This window comes from Kribbella capetownensis (genome assembly GCF_004331485.1).
In the GTDB taxonomy this organism is placed as follows: Bacteria; Actinomycetota; Actinomycetes; order Propionibacteriales; family Kribbellaceae; genus Kribbella; species Kribbella capetownensis.
Window position 1 is genome coordinate 1,515,138 of record NZ_SJKD01000001.1, and the last position, 14,305, is coordinate 1,529,442.

Here is a 14,305-nt window from a genome sequence, read left to right on the forward strand (position 1 = left end):
AGGCCGGACAAGCAAACACCCAGCGGCGCCAACGCCTCTACATCATTTGATGTCTGGGCGGCGCAGAAAGTTGCACACCCCCAACAACCTCACAGCGTGCCAGCCCGCTGGCGCTTGGTAATCCGACGGGTGTAGGAGTCTGTCCCACGCATCCGCTACGCGCGGTCCTGGCGTCGCGTGCTCGCGGACGCTCCCGCCCGCCTTGAGGGCGGGCTGTCGCCCGTGGTCGACTGCAACGGCTTCCTCGCAGAGACGGAGGTGGTCGGTGTGCCGGTGTGTGCGGTCTGGGCGGATGTGGTCGTGGTGCCGGTCTGTGCGCCGTGGGGCGGCTGTGGACGAGCCTGCTCGGTCAGCTCGTGGTCAGCTGGTTGCTGGGTGGGTGGCTGACCCGGTCTGAGGGTTTGAGGGAAGGCTCAGTGCTTGAGGGTGAAGCCGTCGCTGGTCAGGCGGGCTCGGAGGTCTTTGACCTCGGCGGGGGGAGGCTGGCGGGGCGTGGTGTCGCGGTCTTTCGGGTCCTTCTTCTTTCGCCTGAACCACTTCATGGGTCGAGCATGACGGACGAACTGGGCGAACGGTAGGTTTTCGAGGGTGGAAGCTGACAGGTTGCGAACCATCGAGCGGGACCGGCTGACTTGGCTCGTGGACCGCAAGATCGCCGAGGCCGAGGCAGTTCACGCGGACGACTTCGTCATCGTGACGCCTAGCGGGCTCGCTTGGACCAAGGCGGAGTACCTGGGCGGGATCGAGTCCGGCGAGATCGACTACCGCCGTTTCGAACCGATCACCGAGATCGACGTGATGCTCGACGGTGACGTCGCCGTACTGCGGTACCGGTCCGCGATCGAGATCTCCGTCGGTGGCCGCGAACCCGGGGATCTCGAGGCCTGGCATCTCGACTGCTATCGCCGTACGCCCGACGGCTGGCAGATCCGCTGGTCGCAGGCCACGGCGATCACGTGAGGGAGCGGTACACCCCATCCGGCGTGTTCCGTCGTACGCCGGAGGAGCGGGCGGACCAGGAGGTGTCGTGGAACCGCTCCGACCAGGCGTTCTTCGCGGCGGGCGCGTGCCACATCCTGGCCTGGGAGTTCGTCGCGCGGCACCCGGCGTACCGGCTCGCAGGGATGTGGAAGGCCGGCGACGAGAGCCCGTCGCACGTGATCGCGACCGACGGGACCTGGGCGTTCGACCACGACGGCTGGACGCGCGAGGTGGACGTCCTCGCCGAGACCGCCGCCTTCGAGTCGGGGCGCTGGGAACTCCGGCCGATCCCGACCGACCTCGCCACTTTCTGCGCCGACCATTGGCACCGGATGCCCCACCAGTACCACCAAGATCCCCGACCGCGTGCCCGCGCCTACCTCGACCGCTTCCCGCCGAGCCCTGAGGTCTGAGACGCCGCCGGGGAGCCCGCTGCTGACGAACTCACCGAAATCCACGCGCGGACCTGTCGGCTGAGGTCAGGAGGCCCGTTCGGCCTCGCTGCGTTCGATGCAGAACTCGTTGCGCTCGGGGTCGAGCATGGTGACCCAGCCGCGGCCGTCGGGCAGGCGGTGGTCCTCGTGGATGCTGGCGCCGAGGCCGAGCAGGCGTTCGACCTCCTCGTCGCGGGTCCGCTCGGTCGGCACCCAGTCGATGTGGACGCGGTTCTTGACCGACTTCGCCTCCGGAACGGCGATGAACAGCATCCCGGGGATCGGCGCGGGCGCGTCGACCAGGACCTCGTCGTCGCCCGGCTCGTCGCCCTCGCCGAGCGGCCAGCCGGTGACGGTGCCCCAGAACTGCGCGAGCTCGTACGGGTTCGCGGCATCGATGGTGATGTGTCGCAGGATCATGCGCAGACCCTAACCGCTCGCGGACTGTCGGCGGCGGGGTCTACTGTGCGGAAAAAGAGCGGTTTTCGTAGGGGGAAGGGGAGATTTCCAATGGCGTCTCGACTCAATCCGTATATCCAGTTCGAGAGCAGCGCACGGGAGGCGATGGAGTTCTACCAGAGCGTGTTCGGGGGCGAGGTGCAGTCGAACACGTTCGCGGAGTTCGGCGCGAGCCACGGTCCTGACGACGACAACAAGCTCATGCACAGCCAACTGGAGACGCCGAGCGGGTTCACCCTGATGGCGGCCGACACCCCGCAGGGGATGCCGTACAACCCGGGCGAGAACATGGCGATCAGCCTGAGCGGTGACGACGGCGAGGAGCTGCGTGGGTACTACGCGAAGCTGTCCGACGGCGGCAAGGTGACGGTCCCGCTGGAGAAGCAGATGTGGGGCGACGAGTTCGGCATGGTCACGGACAAGTTCGGCGTCAGCTGGATGGTGAACGTCGCCAACAGCTGATCCGCAGGCTGACGCAGGAGTGTGGCTGGGGGACGGTCGCTGGGTCCAGGTGTGGGCCGGCGGCTCTCCCGGCGGCACGCCGGTGCTGTTCCTGCCAGGCTGCCCGGATACCCGGCATGCCGCGTATCCGGGCGAGCAAGCCGCGCTGCGTGCCGACGTGCGCCTCGTCGCGGTGAACCGTCCGGGCTACGGGCGGTCGGATTCGCACGCGTCGACGCACCTGTCGGTGGCGGACGATGTCGTGGCGGTCGCGGATGCGCTCGCGATCGGCCGATTCGCCGTGCTCGGCATGTCGATCGGCGGGCCATACGCGCTGGCCTGCGCCGCGCGGCATCCCGACCGCGTGACCGCAGTCGGCGTACTCGCGAGCCCAGCCAACGTCCCCGAGCTGCACCCGCCGTACCACCGCGACGACCTCGGCCCGGACGAGCAAGCCTTCTTCGCCCGGCTCGCGAGCATGACTCCGGACGAGGCCGTCGAGCCCATGCGCGCCGACTTCCAGCAATACGTCGACCATCTCAACCCGACCGATCCAGACGATGAAGCCCTGGTGCGTCGTTTCGTCGCGCAACTACCGCCGTACGACGCCGACATCGCTACCAGGCAAGGAGCGACGGCCGCCGCAGCCGCGGTCCGCGAAGCGCTCGCGAACCCGGACGGCTACCTCCGCGACGCCGCGATCTCCTTCAGGCGTTGGGATTTCGTCCTCGAGGCCATCACCTGCCCGACCTTCCTCTGGTACGGCGAAGTCGACGCGAACGCCTCCGTCCGCAACGCCCACTGGCTCGCCGCGCACCTCCCGCACGCGACTCTGGTCGTCCGCGATCAGACCACGCACCTCGGCTTACTGCACGACCACTGGGACGACGTCCTCACCACGCTGGCCGGCGGAAATTGAGTACAGGAGCGCGATGCCCGCGGTCTAGCCTGGAGTATGGGACTCAACGATGTGCTGTATGACCCGATCCGCCACAACAACTGGGCGACCAAGAGCCTGATCCAGTTCTGCCGCGCGCAGGGCCTGACCGCCGAGCAACTCGAGGTCACCGGCGTCGGTACGTACGGCGGGATCGTGGCGACGCTCGATCACATCGTCCGCTGCGACGGCAGCTATGTACGCCGCATCGCCGACAGCCCCCTCGATTTCGTCGACAGCGATGGGACACCGGACTTCGACGCGCTCGAACGCTGGAACGACGAGGCCGGCGCCGTCTGGGAGGACGTCCTGTCCAAGCCGATCGACGTCGAGCGCATCATCATCGTCGACAACAACACCCGCGGTACCCGGCTCGGCATCTTCATCGCGCAGGCGATCAACCACGCCAACCACCACCGCGAGCAGGTCTGCGCGATCCTCACCGGCTTCGGCATCGAGCCCCCAGACATCCAAGCCTGGGAATACGCCTGGCAGACCAACCGAATCTGGGACCTGCCTACGTCGTGAGCGGGGTGGACTCCGGGACCGGGGTGAGTGGTGCGTTGTAGGCGAACCAGTTGGTGAGGTTTTCGACGACCAGGTTGGCCATGGCGTTGCGGGTGGGGATGGTGGCCGAGCCGACGTGCGGGAGAAGGACGGCGTTCGGGAGCGTCAGCAGGTCGGGGTGGACCTTTGGCTCGTGTTCGAAGACGTCGAGGCCGGCTGCGAGGATGGTGCCGTCGCGGAGGGCGTCGACGAGGGCTTGTTCGTCGACGACTGAGCCGCGGGCCACGTTGATGACGATGCCGTCCGGTCCCAGTGCCGCCAGGACCTCGGCGTTCACCAGGTGGCGGGTGGAATCGCCACCGGGGATGACGATCATCAGGGTGTCGACGTCGCGCGCCATGTCCAGCAGCGACGGGTAGTAGCGGTAGCCGACGTCCTTGCGACGGCGGTTGTGGTAGGCAATGGAGATGCCGAACGGAGCGACCCGGTCCGCGATCGCCTGCCCGATCCGGCCGAGACCGAGGATGCCCATCCGGCGGCCGTGCATCGTTGCCTTGGTCAACGGGTAGGCACCGTCCTCCTGCCACTTGCCGGCGCGCAGGTAGCGCTCGGCCTGAGGCAGTTCGCGGACCGTCATCAGCAGCAGCCCGAGCGCGGTGTCGGCGACCTCGTCGTCCAGTACGCCAGGCGTGTTCGTTACCACGACGCCACGCTCGGCCGCCGCGGCCGCGTCGATCCGGTCGTACCCGACGCCGAAGCTCGCCACGATGCGTACGGCGGGCAACCGGTCCAGGAACGCGCCGTCGATCAGCGAACCACCGGTGGCGACGGCAACGATCTCGTCGCGGCGGGATGCGAGGACCGCGTCCGGGTCGCTCTCCTCCCAGAGCCGGATCAGCTCACAGTGACCGACCAGACCGGCCGCGACCGCCGGGTGCATCGGTCCCGGCATCAGCACCACTGGTAGTCCCATCAGAGTCCTCCTCGCGCATCCTGCACCGATGTTCACCGCCGCTTTCCCGCCCAACCCTATTTCCCACCACCGGAACGGACGACGATCGGGGGAGGAGGTCACCATGATCATCGACTGCGCTTACTACCGGGACGGACACCGCCAGCACACCGGCGCGATGTCGGTCGAGGATGCCGCCGCCCACTGCAAGCAGGGCGGATTCGTCTGGCTGGGCATGTTCGAGCCCACCGGAGCGGAACTCGTCCAGGTCCGGGAGAGCTTCGGCCTGCACGAACTGGCCGTCGAGGACGCGCAGACCTTCCACCTCCGCCCCAAGGTCGAGCCGTACGAGGGCAACATCCGCCTCGTCATCCTGCGCACCGCCCGGTACGACGACCAGCGGGAGGAGGTGGACTTCGGCGAAGTGAGCGTGTTCGTCGGACCGTCGTTCGTGATCACGGTCCGCCAGGGTGTCGCCAGCGACCTGCACAGCGCCCGGATCCGTCTCGAGCAACGGCCCGAGCTGCTGGAGGTCGGCACGAACTCCGTCCTGTGGGCCATCCTCGACCAGGTCGTCGACGGCTACGGCCCGGTCGTGGCTGAGCTGGAACGCGACATCGAGCAGGTCGAGCGGACCGTGTTCGCGGGCTCGGTCGCACCGACCGAGCGGATCTACTTCCTCCGTCGCGAGGTCACCGACTTCTACCGCGCGGTCCACCCGTTGCTCGCCGTCCTCGCGACGATCGAGCGGGATGCGCGCAACACCATCCTGCTGCCGTACTTCCGCGACGTACACGATCACCTGGTGCTGGTGAACGAGGAGGTCGCCGCCCAGCGGGACCTGCTCGCGACCGTGCTCGAGGCGAACATGGCGGTGATCTCGGTCGAGCAGACCAAGGTCAGCGTCCGGCAGAACGCCACGATCGAGCAGCTCACCATCCTGGCCACGGTGTTCCTGCCGCTGACCTTCGTCACCGGGTTCTTCGGCCAGAACTTCGGCTGGCTGGTCGACCACATCGGCGCGGAGTGGGACTTCCTCGTCCTCGGGGTCGGCGGCCTCCTGATTCCCTGCCTCGCACTCTTCGTCTGGTTCCGCCGGCAGCGAGCGGCCCGGCAACCTACCTGACGCGGCAGGTTCACGCGGCCGTCCGCGGTCGTTCCCGTGCGGCACCGAGGGTCGGGGAGCAGGATCCATCCCCTCGGAGGTTTGTGATGCGAAAGCTCCCCGCCCTCATCGCCGCGACGGCCGTCCTGGCCGCTGTAGCGATCCCATCCGCCTCGGCCGTCCGTCCCGCGGCCCCGGCTCCCGCTGCGCAGGCCAGTGCGACGGCCGAGCCGCCGTCGTACCCGGTGACGCCGCTCGCGTCGTACGCCGCGTTCGACGCGAACCAGGCGATCGCGGTCGACGCGAAGTACTTCTACGCTGTCAACAATCGGACGATCACCAAGCACGACCGCCGGACCGGCGAGCCGCTGCTGCAGTTCGCCGGCGACGCCGACGGTCCGTTCAAGCACATGGACAGCGGTGTGGTCGTCGGTTCGAAGCTGTACGCCGTCCACTCGAACTACCCCGAGTGGCCGATGGAGAGCTCGATCGAGGTGTTCGACACCAAGACGATGAAGCACATCGACTCGTACTCGTTCGGCATCTACCGCGGCTCGCTCACCTGGCTGGACCGGCACGACGGCGCGTGGTGGGCCGGTTTCGCCAACTACGACGAGATCTCCGACGACACCAACGAGCCGTACGGCCAGACCTACAACACCCAGATCGTGAAGCTGAACGACAAGTTCGAGCCGCTCGCGTCGTACACGATCCCGAAGCCGATCCTGGACCGGTTCAAGCCGATGTCGAACTCCGGTGGCTCGTGGGGCCCGGACGGCCGGCTCTGGCTGACCGGTCACGACCTCGGTGAGGCGTACGTGATGGAGTTGCCGACGGCAGGTGCCGAGCTGCGCTGGATCGCCACCGTCGACCTGCCCGACGTCCAGGGCCAGGGCATCGCGTGGGACCGCTCGAACCCGCGGCACCCGACGTTCTGGGCGATCAGCCGGCCGAACAAGGTCGTGCACACGTTCGCGATGCCGCTCGACCTGATCAAGACGCCGGCCACCAGGGGCTGGCAGGTCCTCGGCCCGGGCCAGTTCCAGAAGTAGTCGGAGGTTGATCGAGTAGCGGACGAGGGCTGTCCGCTACTCGATCGATGCTGGGTACATGACTACTTCAGCAACGTTCCACGCGTACTTCGGCTACCGCGACGCGGTCGGCGCCCTGCGCTGGCTGGAGAAGGCCTTCGGTTTCGAGACCACGACGGAGGTCCCGGACGACAAGGGCGGGATCATGCACGCCGAGATGCGGTACGGCGGCGTGGCCTTCACGCTCTTCACCGACGAGGAGGGCTACGACAGGCCCACCCGCAAGGGCGACACCGTCGGCCACGGCGCCTACATCGCCTTCGACACCGAGGCAGAGGTCAACGCCATCCACGCCACCGCGCTAGCCGCCGGCGCCGACTCGATCTGGACCCCGGCCACCACCGAGTGGGGCAACTACCGCTGCCGAGTAGCCGACCCCGAAGGCTACGAGTGGACCTTCGGCACCCACCGCCCCGGCCTCCCCACCACCTGGTAGACATCTACAGGTGGACCCCCGGCTGATTGTCATTAGAGGTAACTCCGGCTCGGGGAAGAGTTCGGTTGTTGGAGGTGTTCGGGCGGCGTATGGGCCTGGGGTTGCTTGGATTGAGCAGGACTATGTGCGGCGGACGATCTTTCAGGAGCCGGGGCGGCCGGACGACGCGAGCATTCCGATGATCGGGCAGATCGCGCGGCATGCGCTCGGGCGGGGCTTTCACGCTGTGGTCGAGGGCATCATGCCGACCCTCGGGTACGCCGAGATGTTCGCGGAGCTCGCCCGTGACTACGCGGGGTCGGCGTACTTCTACTACCTGGACATTCCGTTCGAGGAGACCGTTCGGCGGCATGCGACGCGGGAGAAGGCGAGCGCATTCACCGCCGAGGCGATGGCCGAGTGGTACCGGCCGCAGGATCTGCTGGAGTGGCCGCGCGAGACGGTGATCGATCAGACCAGCTCGCTCGACGCGACCGTCCAGCGGATCCTGCGCGAGACCGGGTTAGACCCAGCCGCCCAACTCCAGGTCGGCGATGACGACCGGCTGACCGGTGGCTAGGGACTGGTTGGCAGCGATGCCGACGGCAACGGCCCGGACGCCGTCGTGGACGTCGGCGGCGCGGCCGAGCGGGTCGTTGCCCGGGCCTTTGAAGAGGTCGTCATAGAGCAGGCGATCGCCACCGCCGTGACCGCCGACGCCGCGGGGGATCTCGACCTCGACCGCGGGTGCCCAGTGCTTCTGCAGGACCAGCCGCTCGCCGTTGGAGCGCACGTCGCCCGGGATCACCCGGTCCGACGGGTAGCTCGGGTCGATTTGATCATCGATCACAGCCGCCCGCTCGATGACCTCGAGCTCGGCGCGGCCCGCGGTGCCGTTGACCGACACCCGATAGCCCTCCCACGGCGAGTGCGCGTTCAGCGAGTAGCTCAGCCGGGCACCACTCGCGTACTCCGCGATCACCGCCATGTTGTCCTCGATCGTGATCCCCGGACCGAACACGTCCTGGTCGCGCAGGTACCCGTCGTACTGCTCGCTCTCCAGGTACAGCTGCCGGTTGATCTCGTCGGTGCGCAGATCCAGCAACCACGGATCGTTGGCCGAACCCTCGATCGTGCCCCGCGCAGGTCGTTGCCCAAGGCCACGTGCTGCCGCGTTGTCCGCGCCGTAGAAGAACAGGCCGCCGGAGGCGTACACCTTGGTCGGCTTCGACGCGATCCACCAGTTCACCAGGTCGAAGTGGTGGGAGGCCTTGTGCACCATCAGGCCGCCGGAGTTCTTCTTCTCGCGGTGCCAGCGGCGGAAGTAGTCCGCGCCGTGCCGGGTGTCGAGCACCCACTGGAACTCGACGCTGGTGACGGTGCCGATCTCGCCGTCCGCGATCACCTGCCGCAGCGCGCTGTTCCGCGGCGAGTAGCGGTAGTTGAAGGTGACGACCACGGACTTGCCGGACTCGTTCATCGCGGCGACGATCTGCCGGGTGCCGTCCGCGTCGATGGTCAGCGGCTTCTCCACGATCACGTCGGCGCCGGCACGCAGGATCCGGGACACGACCGCTGCGTGCGTGTAGTCGGGGCTCGTCACGACGACCCGGTCGACCGACTGCTCCTTGATCATCCGCTCGAGATCGTCGGCGCCGTACTGCGGCAGCTCGGGACCACCGAGCTCCTTGACGTACCGCTCGTGGAAGGCGAGGCGGCCCTGGTTCGGGTCGAGCAGGGCGACCAGCCGCGCCTCCTCGGGGTGGTCCTGGAAGATCGCGCGGACATACGCCCGCGCTCGCGACCCGGTTCCGGCGACTGCATAACGTCTGGGCACGGCGGACCCTTTCTACTCGTGTAGAACAGCACGCTAGCAAGCGTTTTCCAGACCGGTCAACCGTCGTACTATCGGCACATGCCGAAGGCCACCCCAGTCACCCGGAACGACGTGGCGCAGTACGCCGGGGTCAGCACCGCCGTGGTCAGCTATGTGGTGAACGAAGGTCCGCGCCGGGTCGCGCCGGAGACCCGGGAGCGCGTCCTCGAGGCGATCCGCGTGCTCGGCTACCGGCCGAACGCGACCGCCCGGGCGCTGCGGATGGGTACGACGCGCACGTTCGGACTGATCACGCCGGATGGCGGGAACCCGTTGTTCGCCGAGCTCGCCAAGGCGATCGACAAGGAGGCGTCGGCCCGCGGGTACGTCGTACTGCAGACCAGCGCCGACGGTGATCCGGTGACTGAGCAGGCGAAGATCGCCGAACTGCTGATCCGGCAGGTGAGCGGTTTGCTGCTGGTCGCACCAACCGAGGACCCGGACCTGACCGAGGTCGGCATCCCCGTGATCGCCATCAACCGCGTGTTGCCGACTGTGAGTTCGGTCCGGCCGCAGTACCGCGCGGGTGCGCGGGCCGGCGTCAAGCATCTGATCGAGCACGGCCATCGCACGATCGGGCTGGTGATCGGCGGTCGCGGCACGGGCGGTCGGGCGCCGGAGCGTGAGCTTGGCTGGCGGGATGCACTTCGGCAGGCAGGGCTCGAGGACGGTCCGACCGCGCGGGCCAGGTTCAGTCGGCAGGGCGGATACGACGCCGGCAAAGAGTTGCTAGCGGCAACGAAAAGACCGACCGCGATCTTCGCCAGCTCGGACCTGCAAGCAGTTGGCGTACTCCGGGCGATCCACGAAGCCGGCCTCAGAGTCCCCGACGACATAGCGGTCCTGGCCTTCGACGGCACAGCCGAAACCGAATACAGCTGGCCACCCCTGACCGTCGTACGCCAACCCCTGGACCGGATGGCCCGAGAGGCCGTCAGCCGCCTCATAGACGGCGAGGACGCCGTCCAGTCCCTCACCTACCCGACCGACCTGATCCTCCGCAAATCCTGCGGCTGCTAGAGCGTGCCGAGGTCTTCGAAGATCAGGGCTGTTCGGGTGGCCAGGACTTCGGGGATGGCTTGGAGCTTTTCCAGGACCACTCGGCGGAGGCCTTCGTTGTCGGCAGCTCGGACCAGGAGGATGGCGTCGAAGTCGCCGCCGACGAGGGCCATGTGTTTGATCTCGGGGATGGCCTGGAGTTGTTCTCGCAGGGTTCGCCAGGAGCTTTGGCGGAGACTGAGAGTGACGTACGCCGAGGTCGCGAGGCCGAGTTTCAGCGGGTCGACCGTGACGGTGAAACCGGTGATCACGCCGGTCGCGGTGAGCCGCTCGACCCGCGCGTAGGCGTTCGCGCGGGAGATGTGGACCTGGTCCGCGAGGGCCCGGATCGACAGCCGTCCGTCCTGCCCGAGCGCCTCGACGATCTGCCGGTCGACCTCGTCCAGCGCCGGGGCGACGACCATCTGTCCAGGACCGGCCCGGTGGACCATCACGTCGTCGGACATCGTGCTCCTTCGTACGGCTGGATCGGACCAAACGTCTCGTGATTCTTCCAGGTCTGGATCCGAATGGCCAGAAGTACGACGATGAGGCCACCGTCCGTCTCCTGCGCATGGAGGGTCAATGACGACCGTCGAGGAGCGTTTGCTCCCCTCCGCTGAACCCGTCCGGTTGATCGACCAGGACGGCGTACAGCACGACCACCCGTCGTACCAGCTTCCTCACCGGGAGGCCTTGGTCGGCGGCTACACAGAGTTGATCAAGGGCCGCCGGTTCAACGACCAGGCGAGTGCTCTGGTTCGGCAGGGCCGGCTCGCGGTCTACCCGTCCTCGCACGGTCAGGAGGCCTGTCAGGTCGCCGCGACGATGGTGCTGCGCGATGGCGACTGGTTGTTCCCGACCTACCGTGACTGCGTTTCGATCGTGAGCCGCGGCGTCGACCCGATCGAGACGCTGACGCTGCTCCGCGGCGACTGGCACTCGGGGTACGACCCGTACGCGCGCAACGTCGCGCCGCAGTCCACCCCGCTCGCGACGCAGCTCACCCACGCGGTCGGCGTCGCGCACGCGGCCCGGCTGAAGGGCGAGGACACGGTGGTGATGGCACTCTGCGGCGACGGCGCCACCAGCGAGGGCGACTTCCACGAGGCGCTGAACTTCGCCGCCGTCTTCCACGCACCGGTCGTCTTCTTCATCCAGAACAACGAGTACGCGATCTCCGTGCCACTCGCGCGGCAGACTGTCGCGCCGTCGCTGGCTCACAAGGGCATCGGGTACGGCGTCCCCGGCGAACGGGCCGACGGCAACGACCTGGCCGGACTGCTCGCCGTCCTCGGCCAAGCCGTCAAGAAGGCACGCGAAGGTGAAGGACCGCAGCTCGTCGAGGCGCACACGTACCGGGTGCAGGCGCACACCAACGCCGACGACGCGACCCGGTACCGCGAGGACGACGAGGTCACGCCCTGGCTGGAGCGCGACCCGATCAAGCGGCTCGAGACCTACCTCAACGAGCAGGGGTGGCTCGACGACACGGTGCGGGAGCACGCGGAGGCGATGGCGGACCAGGTCGGGACGCAGTTGCGCGACGGACTGATGCCGGAGCCCGAAGTGGACCCGTGGGAACTGTTCGCGCACCTCTACACCGAGCAGACCCAGCAGCTGCGCGAGCAGGCGGCGTTCCTGCGCGACGAGCTGGCGCGAGAGGAGGTCTGAGCAATGACCCATATGAAGATCTCCATGGCGCAGGCCCTCAACCAGGCTCTGCGCGACGCGATGAAGGCCGACGACACCGTGCTGATGTTCGGTGAGGACGTCGGCGCACTCGGCGGCGTCTTCCGGATCACCGATGGGCTGACCGAGGAGTTCGGCGAGGATCGTTGCTTCGACACCCCATTGGCCGAGTCCGGCATCGTCGGGATGGCGGTCGGGCTCGCGATGAACGGGATGAGGCCGGTCGTCGAGATGCAGTTCGACGCGTTCGGCTACCCGGCGTTCGAGCAGATCGTCTCGCACGTCGCCAAGATGCGGAACCGGACCCGCGGCAAGATCACCCTGCCGATGGTGATCCGGATGCCGTACGCCGGTGGGATCGGTGGCGTCGAGCACCACTGCGACTCGTCGGAGAGCTACTACGCGCACACCCCTGGGCTGACCGTCGTCGCGCCGGCAACGGTTGCGGACGCCTATACGTTGTTGCGCAGGGCAATCGAACTGCCGGACCCGGTCGTGTTCATGGAGCCGAAGAAGCTCTACTGGGCCAAGGAGGAGATCGACCTCACCGAGGGCCAGCCGGGGATCGGCACGGCCGTCGTACGGCGGGAAGGCGCGGACGCGACGCTGATCGCGTACGGGCCGACGGTGCCGGTCGCGCTGGAGGCGGCCGAGGTCGTGGCGGCCGAAGGGCGGCAGCTGTCCGTGGTGGACCTGCGGTCGATCGTGCCGTTCGACGACGAGACGGTGTGCGCGGCGGTACGGCGTACCGGGCGGGCTGTCGTGGTCGCGGAGGCCAGTGGGTTCGCCAGTGTGTCCTCGGAGATCGTTGCCCGTGTCACCGAACGGTGCTTCCACTCGCTGGCCGCACCGATCCGGCGCGTGACCGGGTTCGACATTCCGTATCCGCCGCCGAAGCTGGAGAAGTACCAGCTGCCCGGCGTGGACCGGATCCTCGACGCGGTGGACGACCTGCAGTGGGAGGACTCGTGAACACCTTCCTGCTTCCCGATCTCGGTGAGGGCCTGACCGAGGCGGAGATCGTCCGCTGGCTGGTGAAGGTCGGCGATGTCGTCACCGTCGACGCCCCGGTCGCGGAGGTCGAGACCGCCAAGTCCATCGTCGAACTCCCGTCCCCGTACGCCGGCGTCGTCGAAGAACTCCACGGCGACCCCGGCACCACCATCCCCGTCGGCAAACCCCTCATCACCATCGGAGCGGTCAGCCCATCGGCCGATGCGCAGCCCGCGGCCCCTGCTGGGAACAGCCGGCAGGACGAGGGCGCACGGTCCGAGGTGGCAGGGGAGGCGTACCGGCAGGAAGAGCGTGCCGGGTCGGGCAGTGTGCTTGTCGGTTACGGCACGGGTGCCGGCACCGGCTCAGGTCGGCGCCGCAAGCCCCGCCCCCACCTCCAGCCGGCGCGCAGCTCCGTTACGTCGGCGAAGGTGCCGGCGCCCGCGGCGTTGACCAAGGCGGCTCCGGACGCGGGTAGTGCGCGGCGGGTGCCGTTGGTGATCTCGCCGCTGGTGCGGCGGATCGCGCGGGACGCTGAGGTGGATCTCAAGACGTTGACCGGTTCCGGGCCGGACGGGTTGATCGTTCGCCGGGATGTCGAGCAGGCGATCGCGCAACGGTTCGAGCAGACCCCGACCCCCCAGGTCGAGGACGTGAGCTCGCAGACCGGGTTGCCCGAGCTACGGCGGATCCCCATGAGCGGGTTCCGGAAGGTTGTGGCGGCGACACTGACCAGGAGCCGCGCGGAGATCCCCGAGGCGACGACCTGGGTGGATGTAGATGCGACCGCTCTGATCGAGCTGCGAGAGTCGTTGCGCTCGGCAAAGGATTCCGGGCCGGGTCTGTTGGCATTGATGGCGCGGTTCACGGTGGCCGGCCTGCAGCGTTACCCGGAGCTGAACGGCTTCGTCGACACCGAGCGCGAGGAGCTCGTCCAGTACGACGGCATCAACCTCGGCCTGGCCGCCCAGACCGATCGCGGTCTCGTCGTACCGGCCGTGGCGAACGCGCACACGATGACGACGCGCGCCCTGGACGGCGAGATCCGCCGACTGACCGAATCCGCGCGCACCGGCCGGCTCACACCGTACGAGCTCGGTTGCGGGACCTTCACGCTGAACAACTACGGCAGCTTCGGCGTCGACGGCAGCGCGGCGATCATCAACCACCCGCAGGTCGCGATCCTCGGCGTCGGCCGGATCATCGACCGTCCGTGGGTGGTCGACGGCCAGATCGCGATCCGCAAGCTGACCCAACTGTCGCTCGTGTTCGACCACCGAGTCTGCGACGGCGGCACCGCGGCCGCGTTCCTCCGATTCGTCGCCGACGCCTTCGAGAACCCAGCGTCAGCCTTTGCCGACCTCTAGCTGCGCCCCCGGCCGTG

General features: G+C 68.0%; 18 protein-coding genes. 13 read left to right on the top strand and 5 right to left on the bottom strand.

Annotated features, from left to right (window positions below):
• Nucleotides 1-413: 413 nt before the first annotated feature.
• Nucleotides 414-542, bottom strand: a complete 129-nt coding sequence (locus E0H75_RS44560; RefSeq protein WP_272948885.1) for a hypothetical protein — start codon at nt 540-542, stop codon at nt 414-416.
• A 46-nt stretch (nt 543-588) separates the two neighbouring features.
• On the opposite strand from E0H75_RS44560, the gene E0H75_RS07485 reads away from it, so the two are divergent.
• Nucleotides 589-960 (top strand): nuclear transport factor 2 family protein, encoded by a 372-nt coding sequence (locus E0H75_RS07485; RefSeq protein WP_131512439.1) that lies wholly within the window; start codon nt 589-591, stop codon nt 958-960.
• Nucleotides 957-1,394 carry a hypothetical protein gene (locus E0H75_RS07490; protein ID WP_131512440.1) on the top strand — a complete coding sequence of 146 codons (438 nt, stop codon included), beginning with the start codon at nt 957-959 and terminating at the stop codon, nt 1,392-1,394. The genes E0H75_RS07485 and E0H75_RS07490 overlap by 4 nt, the downstream gene beginning before the upstream one ends.
• A gap of 66 nt (nt 1,395-1,460) precedes the next feature.
• On the opposite strand, the gene E0H75_RS07495 is transcribed toward E0H75_RS07490, so the two are convergent.
• The gene (locus E0H75_RS07495; protein WP_131512441.1) at nt 1,461-1,835 is read right to left on the bottom strand and encodes a VOC family protein; all 375 of its coding nucleotides are present in this window, start codon (nt 1,833-1,835) and stop codon (nt 1,461-1,463) included.
• 90 nt (nt 1,836-1,925) lie between these two features.
• On the opposite strand from E0H75_RS07495, the gene E0H75_RS07500 reads away from it, so the two are divergent.
• From E0H75_RS07500 to E0H75_RS07510, 3 genes are read left to right on the top strand one after another with little or no spacing between them, the layout of a single operon-like run.
• Nucleotides 1,926-2,336 (top strand): VOC family protein, encoded by a 411-nt coding sequence (locus E0H75_RS07500; protein ID WP_131512442.1) that lies wholly within the window; start codon nt 1,926-1,928, stop codon nt 2,334-2,336.
• 19 nt (nt 2,337-2,355) lie between these two features.
• On the top strand, nt 2,356-3,234 hold the full coding sequence (locus E0H75_RS07505) for an alpha/beta fold hydrolase (RefSeq protein WP_131512443.1): 879 nt from the start codon (nt 2,356-2,358) through the stop codon (nt 3,232-3,234).
• A gap of 36 nt (nt 3,235-3,270) precedes the next feature.
• Nucleotides 3,271-3,780, top strand: coding sequence for a DinB family protein (locus tag E0H75_RS07510; protein WP_131512444.1), 510 nt, complete (start codon nt 3,271-3,273; stop codon nt 3,778-3,780).
• Here E0H75_RS07510 and E0H75_RS07515 read toward each other — a convergent pair.
• Complete coding sequence (locus E0H75_RS07515; RefSeq protein ID WP_131512445.1) at nt 3,770-4,732, bottom strand: 2-hydroxyacid dehydrogenase; 963 nt, start codon at nt 4,730-4,732, stop codon at nt 3,770-3,772. The genes E0H75_RS07510 and E0H75_RS07515 overlap by 11 nt on opposite strands.
• Before the next feature lie 103 nt (nt 4,733-4,835).
• On the opposite strand from E0H75_RS07515, the gene E0H75_RS07520 reads away from it, so the two are divergent.
• The 4 genes from E0H75_RS07520 (at nt 4,836) to E0H75_RS07535 (ending at nt 7,902) form a co-directional block, all read left to right on the top strand.
• Nucleotides 4,836-5,837 carry a magnesium and cobalt transport protein CorA gene (locus E0H75_RS07520; RefSeq protein ID WP_131512446.1) on the top strand — a complete coding sequence of 334 codons (1,002 nt, stop codon included), beginning with the start codon at nt 4,836-4,838 and terminating at the stop codon, nt 5,835-5,837.
• An 86-nt stretch (nt 5,838-5,923) separates the two neighbouring features.
• Nucleotides 5,924-6,868, top strand: coding sequence for a hypothetical protein (locus E0H75_RS07525; protein ID WP_131512447.1), 945 nt, complete (start codon nt 5,924-5,926; stop codon nt 6,866-6,868).
• Between the two features lie 58 nt (nt 6,869-6,926).
• Entirely contained in the window at nt 6,927-7,343 is a 417-nt protein-coding gene (locus E0H75_RS07530; RefSeq protein ID WP_131512448.1) for a VOC family protein, read from the top strand.
• Nucleotides 7,344-7,353: 10 nt separating this feature from the next.
• Nucleotides 7,354-7,902, top strand: coding sequence for an AAA family ATPase (locus E0H75_RS07535; RefSeq protein ID WP_131512449.1), 549 nt, complete (start codon nt 7,354-7,356; stop codon nt 7,900-7,902).
• Here the strand turns inward: E0H75_RS07535 and E0H75_RS07540 are convergent.
• Nucleotides 7,846-9,159 (bottom strand): Gfo/Idh/MocA family protein, encoded by a 1,314-nt coding sequence (locus tag E0H75_RS07540; protein ID WP_131512450.1) that lies wholly within the window; start codon nt 9,157-9,159, stop codon nt 7,846-7,848. The genes E0H75_RS07535 and E0H75_RS07540 overlap by 57 nt on opposite strands.
• Nucleotides 9,160-9,237: 78 nt before the next feature.
• Here E0H75_RS07540 and E0H75_RS07545 point away from each other — a divergent pair, with 78 nt between their 5' ends.
• On the top strand, nt 9,238-10,218 hold the full coding sequence (locus E0H75_RS07545) for a LacI family DNA-binding transcriptional regulator (protein ID WP_131512451.1): 981 nt from the start codon (nt 9,238-9,240) through the stop codon (nt 10,216-10,218).
• Here E0H75_RS07545 and E0H75_RS07550 read toward each other — a convergent pair.
• Entirely contained in the window at nt 10,215-10,703 is a 489-nt protein-coding gene (locus E0H75_RS07550) for an Lrp/AsnC family transcriptional regulator (RefSeq protein ID WP_131512452.1), read from the bottom strand. The genes E0H75_RS07545 and E0H75_RS07550 overlap by 4 nt on opposite strands.
• A 118-nt stretch (nt 10,704-10,821) precedes the next feature.
• Between E0H75_RS07550 and E0H75_RS07555 the strand changes: the two genes are divergently transcribed.
• The 3 genes from E0H75_RS07555 to E0H75_RS07565 are packed head-to-tail and all read left to right on the top strand — an operon-like array spanning nt 10,822 to nt 14,288.
• Complete coding sequence (locus E0H75_RS07555; RefSeq protein WP_131512453.1) at nt 10,822-11,910, top strand: thiamine pyrophosphate-dependent enzyme; 1,089 nt, start codon at nt 10,822-10,824, stop codon at nt 11,908-11,910.
• 3 nt (nt 11,911-11,913) lie between these two features.
• A complete protein-coding gene (locus E0H75_RS07560; protein WP_131512454.1) occupies nt 11,914-12,900 on the top strand; it encodes an alpha-ketoacid dehydrogenase subunit beta in 987 nt (328 codons plus the stop codon).
• On the top strand, nt 12,897-14,288 hold the full coding sequence (locus E0H75_RS07565) for a dihydrolipoamide acetyltransferase family protein (protein WP_131512455.1): 1,392 nt from the start codon (nt 12,897-12,899) through the stop codon (nt 14,286-14,288). The genes E0H75_RS07560 and E0H75_RS07565 overlap by 4 nt, the downstream gene beginning before the upstream one ends.
• The last annotated feature ends 17 nt before the right edge of the window (nt 14,289-14,305 follow it).

Bases quoted from the DNA above. Each gene is read 5' to 3' on its own strand.
- E0H75_RS07530 (WP_131512448.1), top strand. From the start codon at position 6,927: ATGACTACTTCAGCAACGTTCCACGCGTACTTCGGCTACCGCGACGCG.
- E0H75_RS07550 (WP_131512452.1), bottom strand. From the start codon at position 10,703: ATGTCCGACGACGTGATGGTCCACCGGGCCGGTCCTGGACAGATGGTC.
- E0H75_RS07525 (WP_131512447.1), top strand. From the start codon at position 5,924: ATGCGAAAGCTCCCCGCCCTCATCGCCGCGACGGCCGTCCTGGCCGCT.
- E0H75_RS44560 (WP_272948885.1), bottom strand. From the start codon at position 542: ATGAAGTGGTTCAGGCGAAAGAAGAAGGACCCGAAAGACCGCGACACC.
- E0H75_RS07495 (WP_131512441.1), bottom strand. From the start codon at position 1,835: ATGATCCTGCGACACATCACCATCGATGCCGCGAACCCGTACGAGCTC.
- E0H75_RS07515 (WP_131512445.1), bottom strand. From the start codon at position 4,732: ATGGGACTACCAGTGGTGCTGATGCCGGGACCGATGCACCCGGCGGTC.
- E0H75_RS07560 (WP_131512454.1), top strand. From the start codon at position 11,914: ATGACCCATATGAAGATCTCCATGGCGCAGGCCCTCAACCAGGCTCTG.
- E0H75_RS07510 (WP_131512444.1), top strand. From the start codon at position 3,271: ATGGGACTCAACGATGTGCTGTATGACCCGATCCGCCACAACAACTGG.
- E0H75_RS07500 (WP_131512442.1), top strand. From the start codon at position 1,926: ATGGCGTCTCGACTCAATCCGTATATCCAGTTCGAGAGCAGCGCACGG.
- E0H75_RS07520 (WP_131512446.1), top strand. From the start codon at position 4,836: ATGATCATCGACTGCGCTTACTACCGGGACGGACACCGCCAGCACACC.
- E0H75_RS07545 (WP_131512451.1), top strand. From the start codon at position 9,238: ATGCCGAAGGCCACCCCAGTCACCCGGAACGACGTGGCGCAGTACGCC.
- E0H75_RS07555 (WP_131512453.1), top strand. From the start codon at position 10,822: ATGACGACCGTCGAGGAGCGTTTGCTCCCCTCCGCTGAACCCGTCCGG.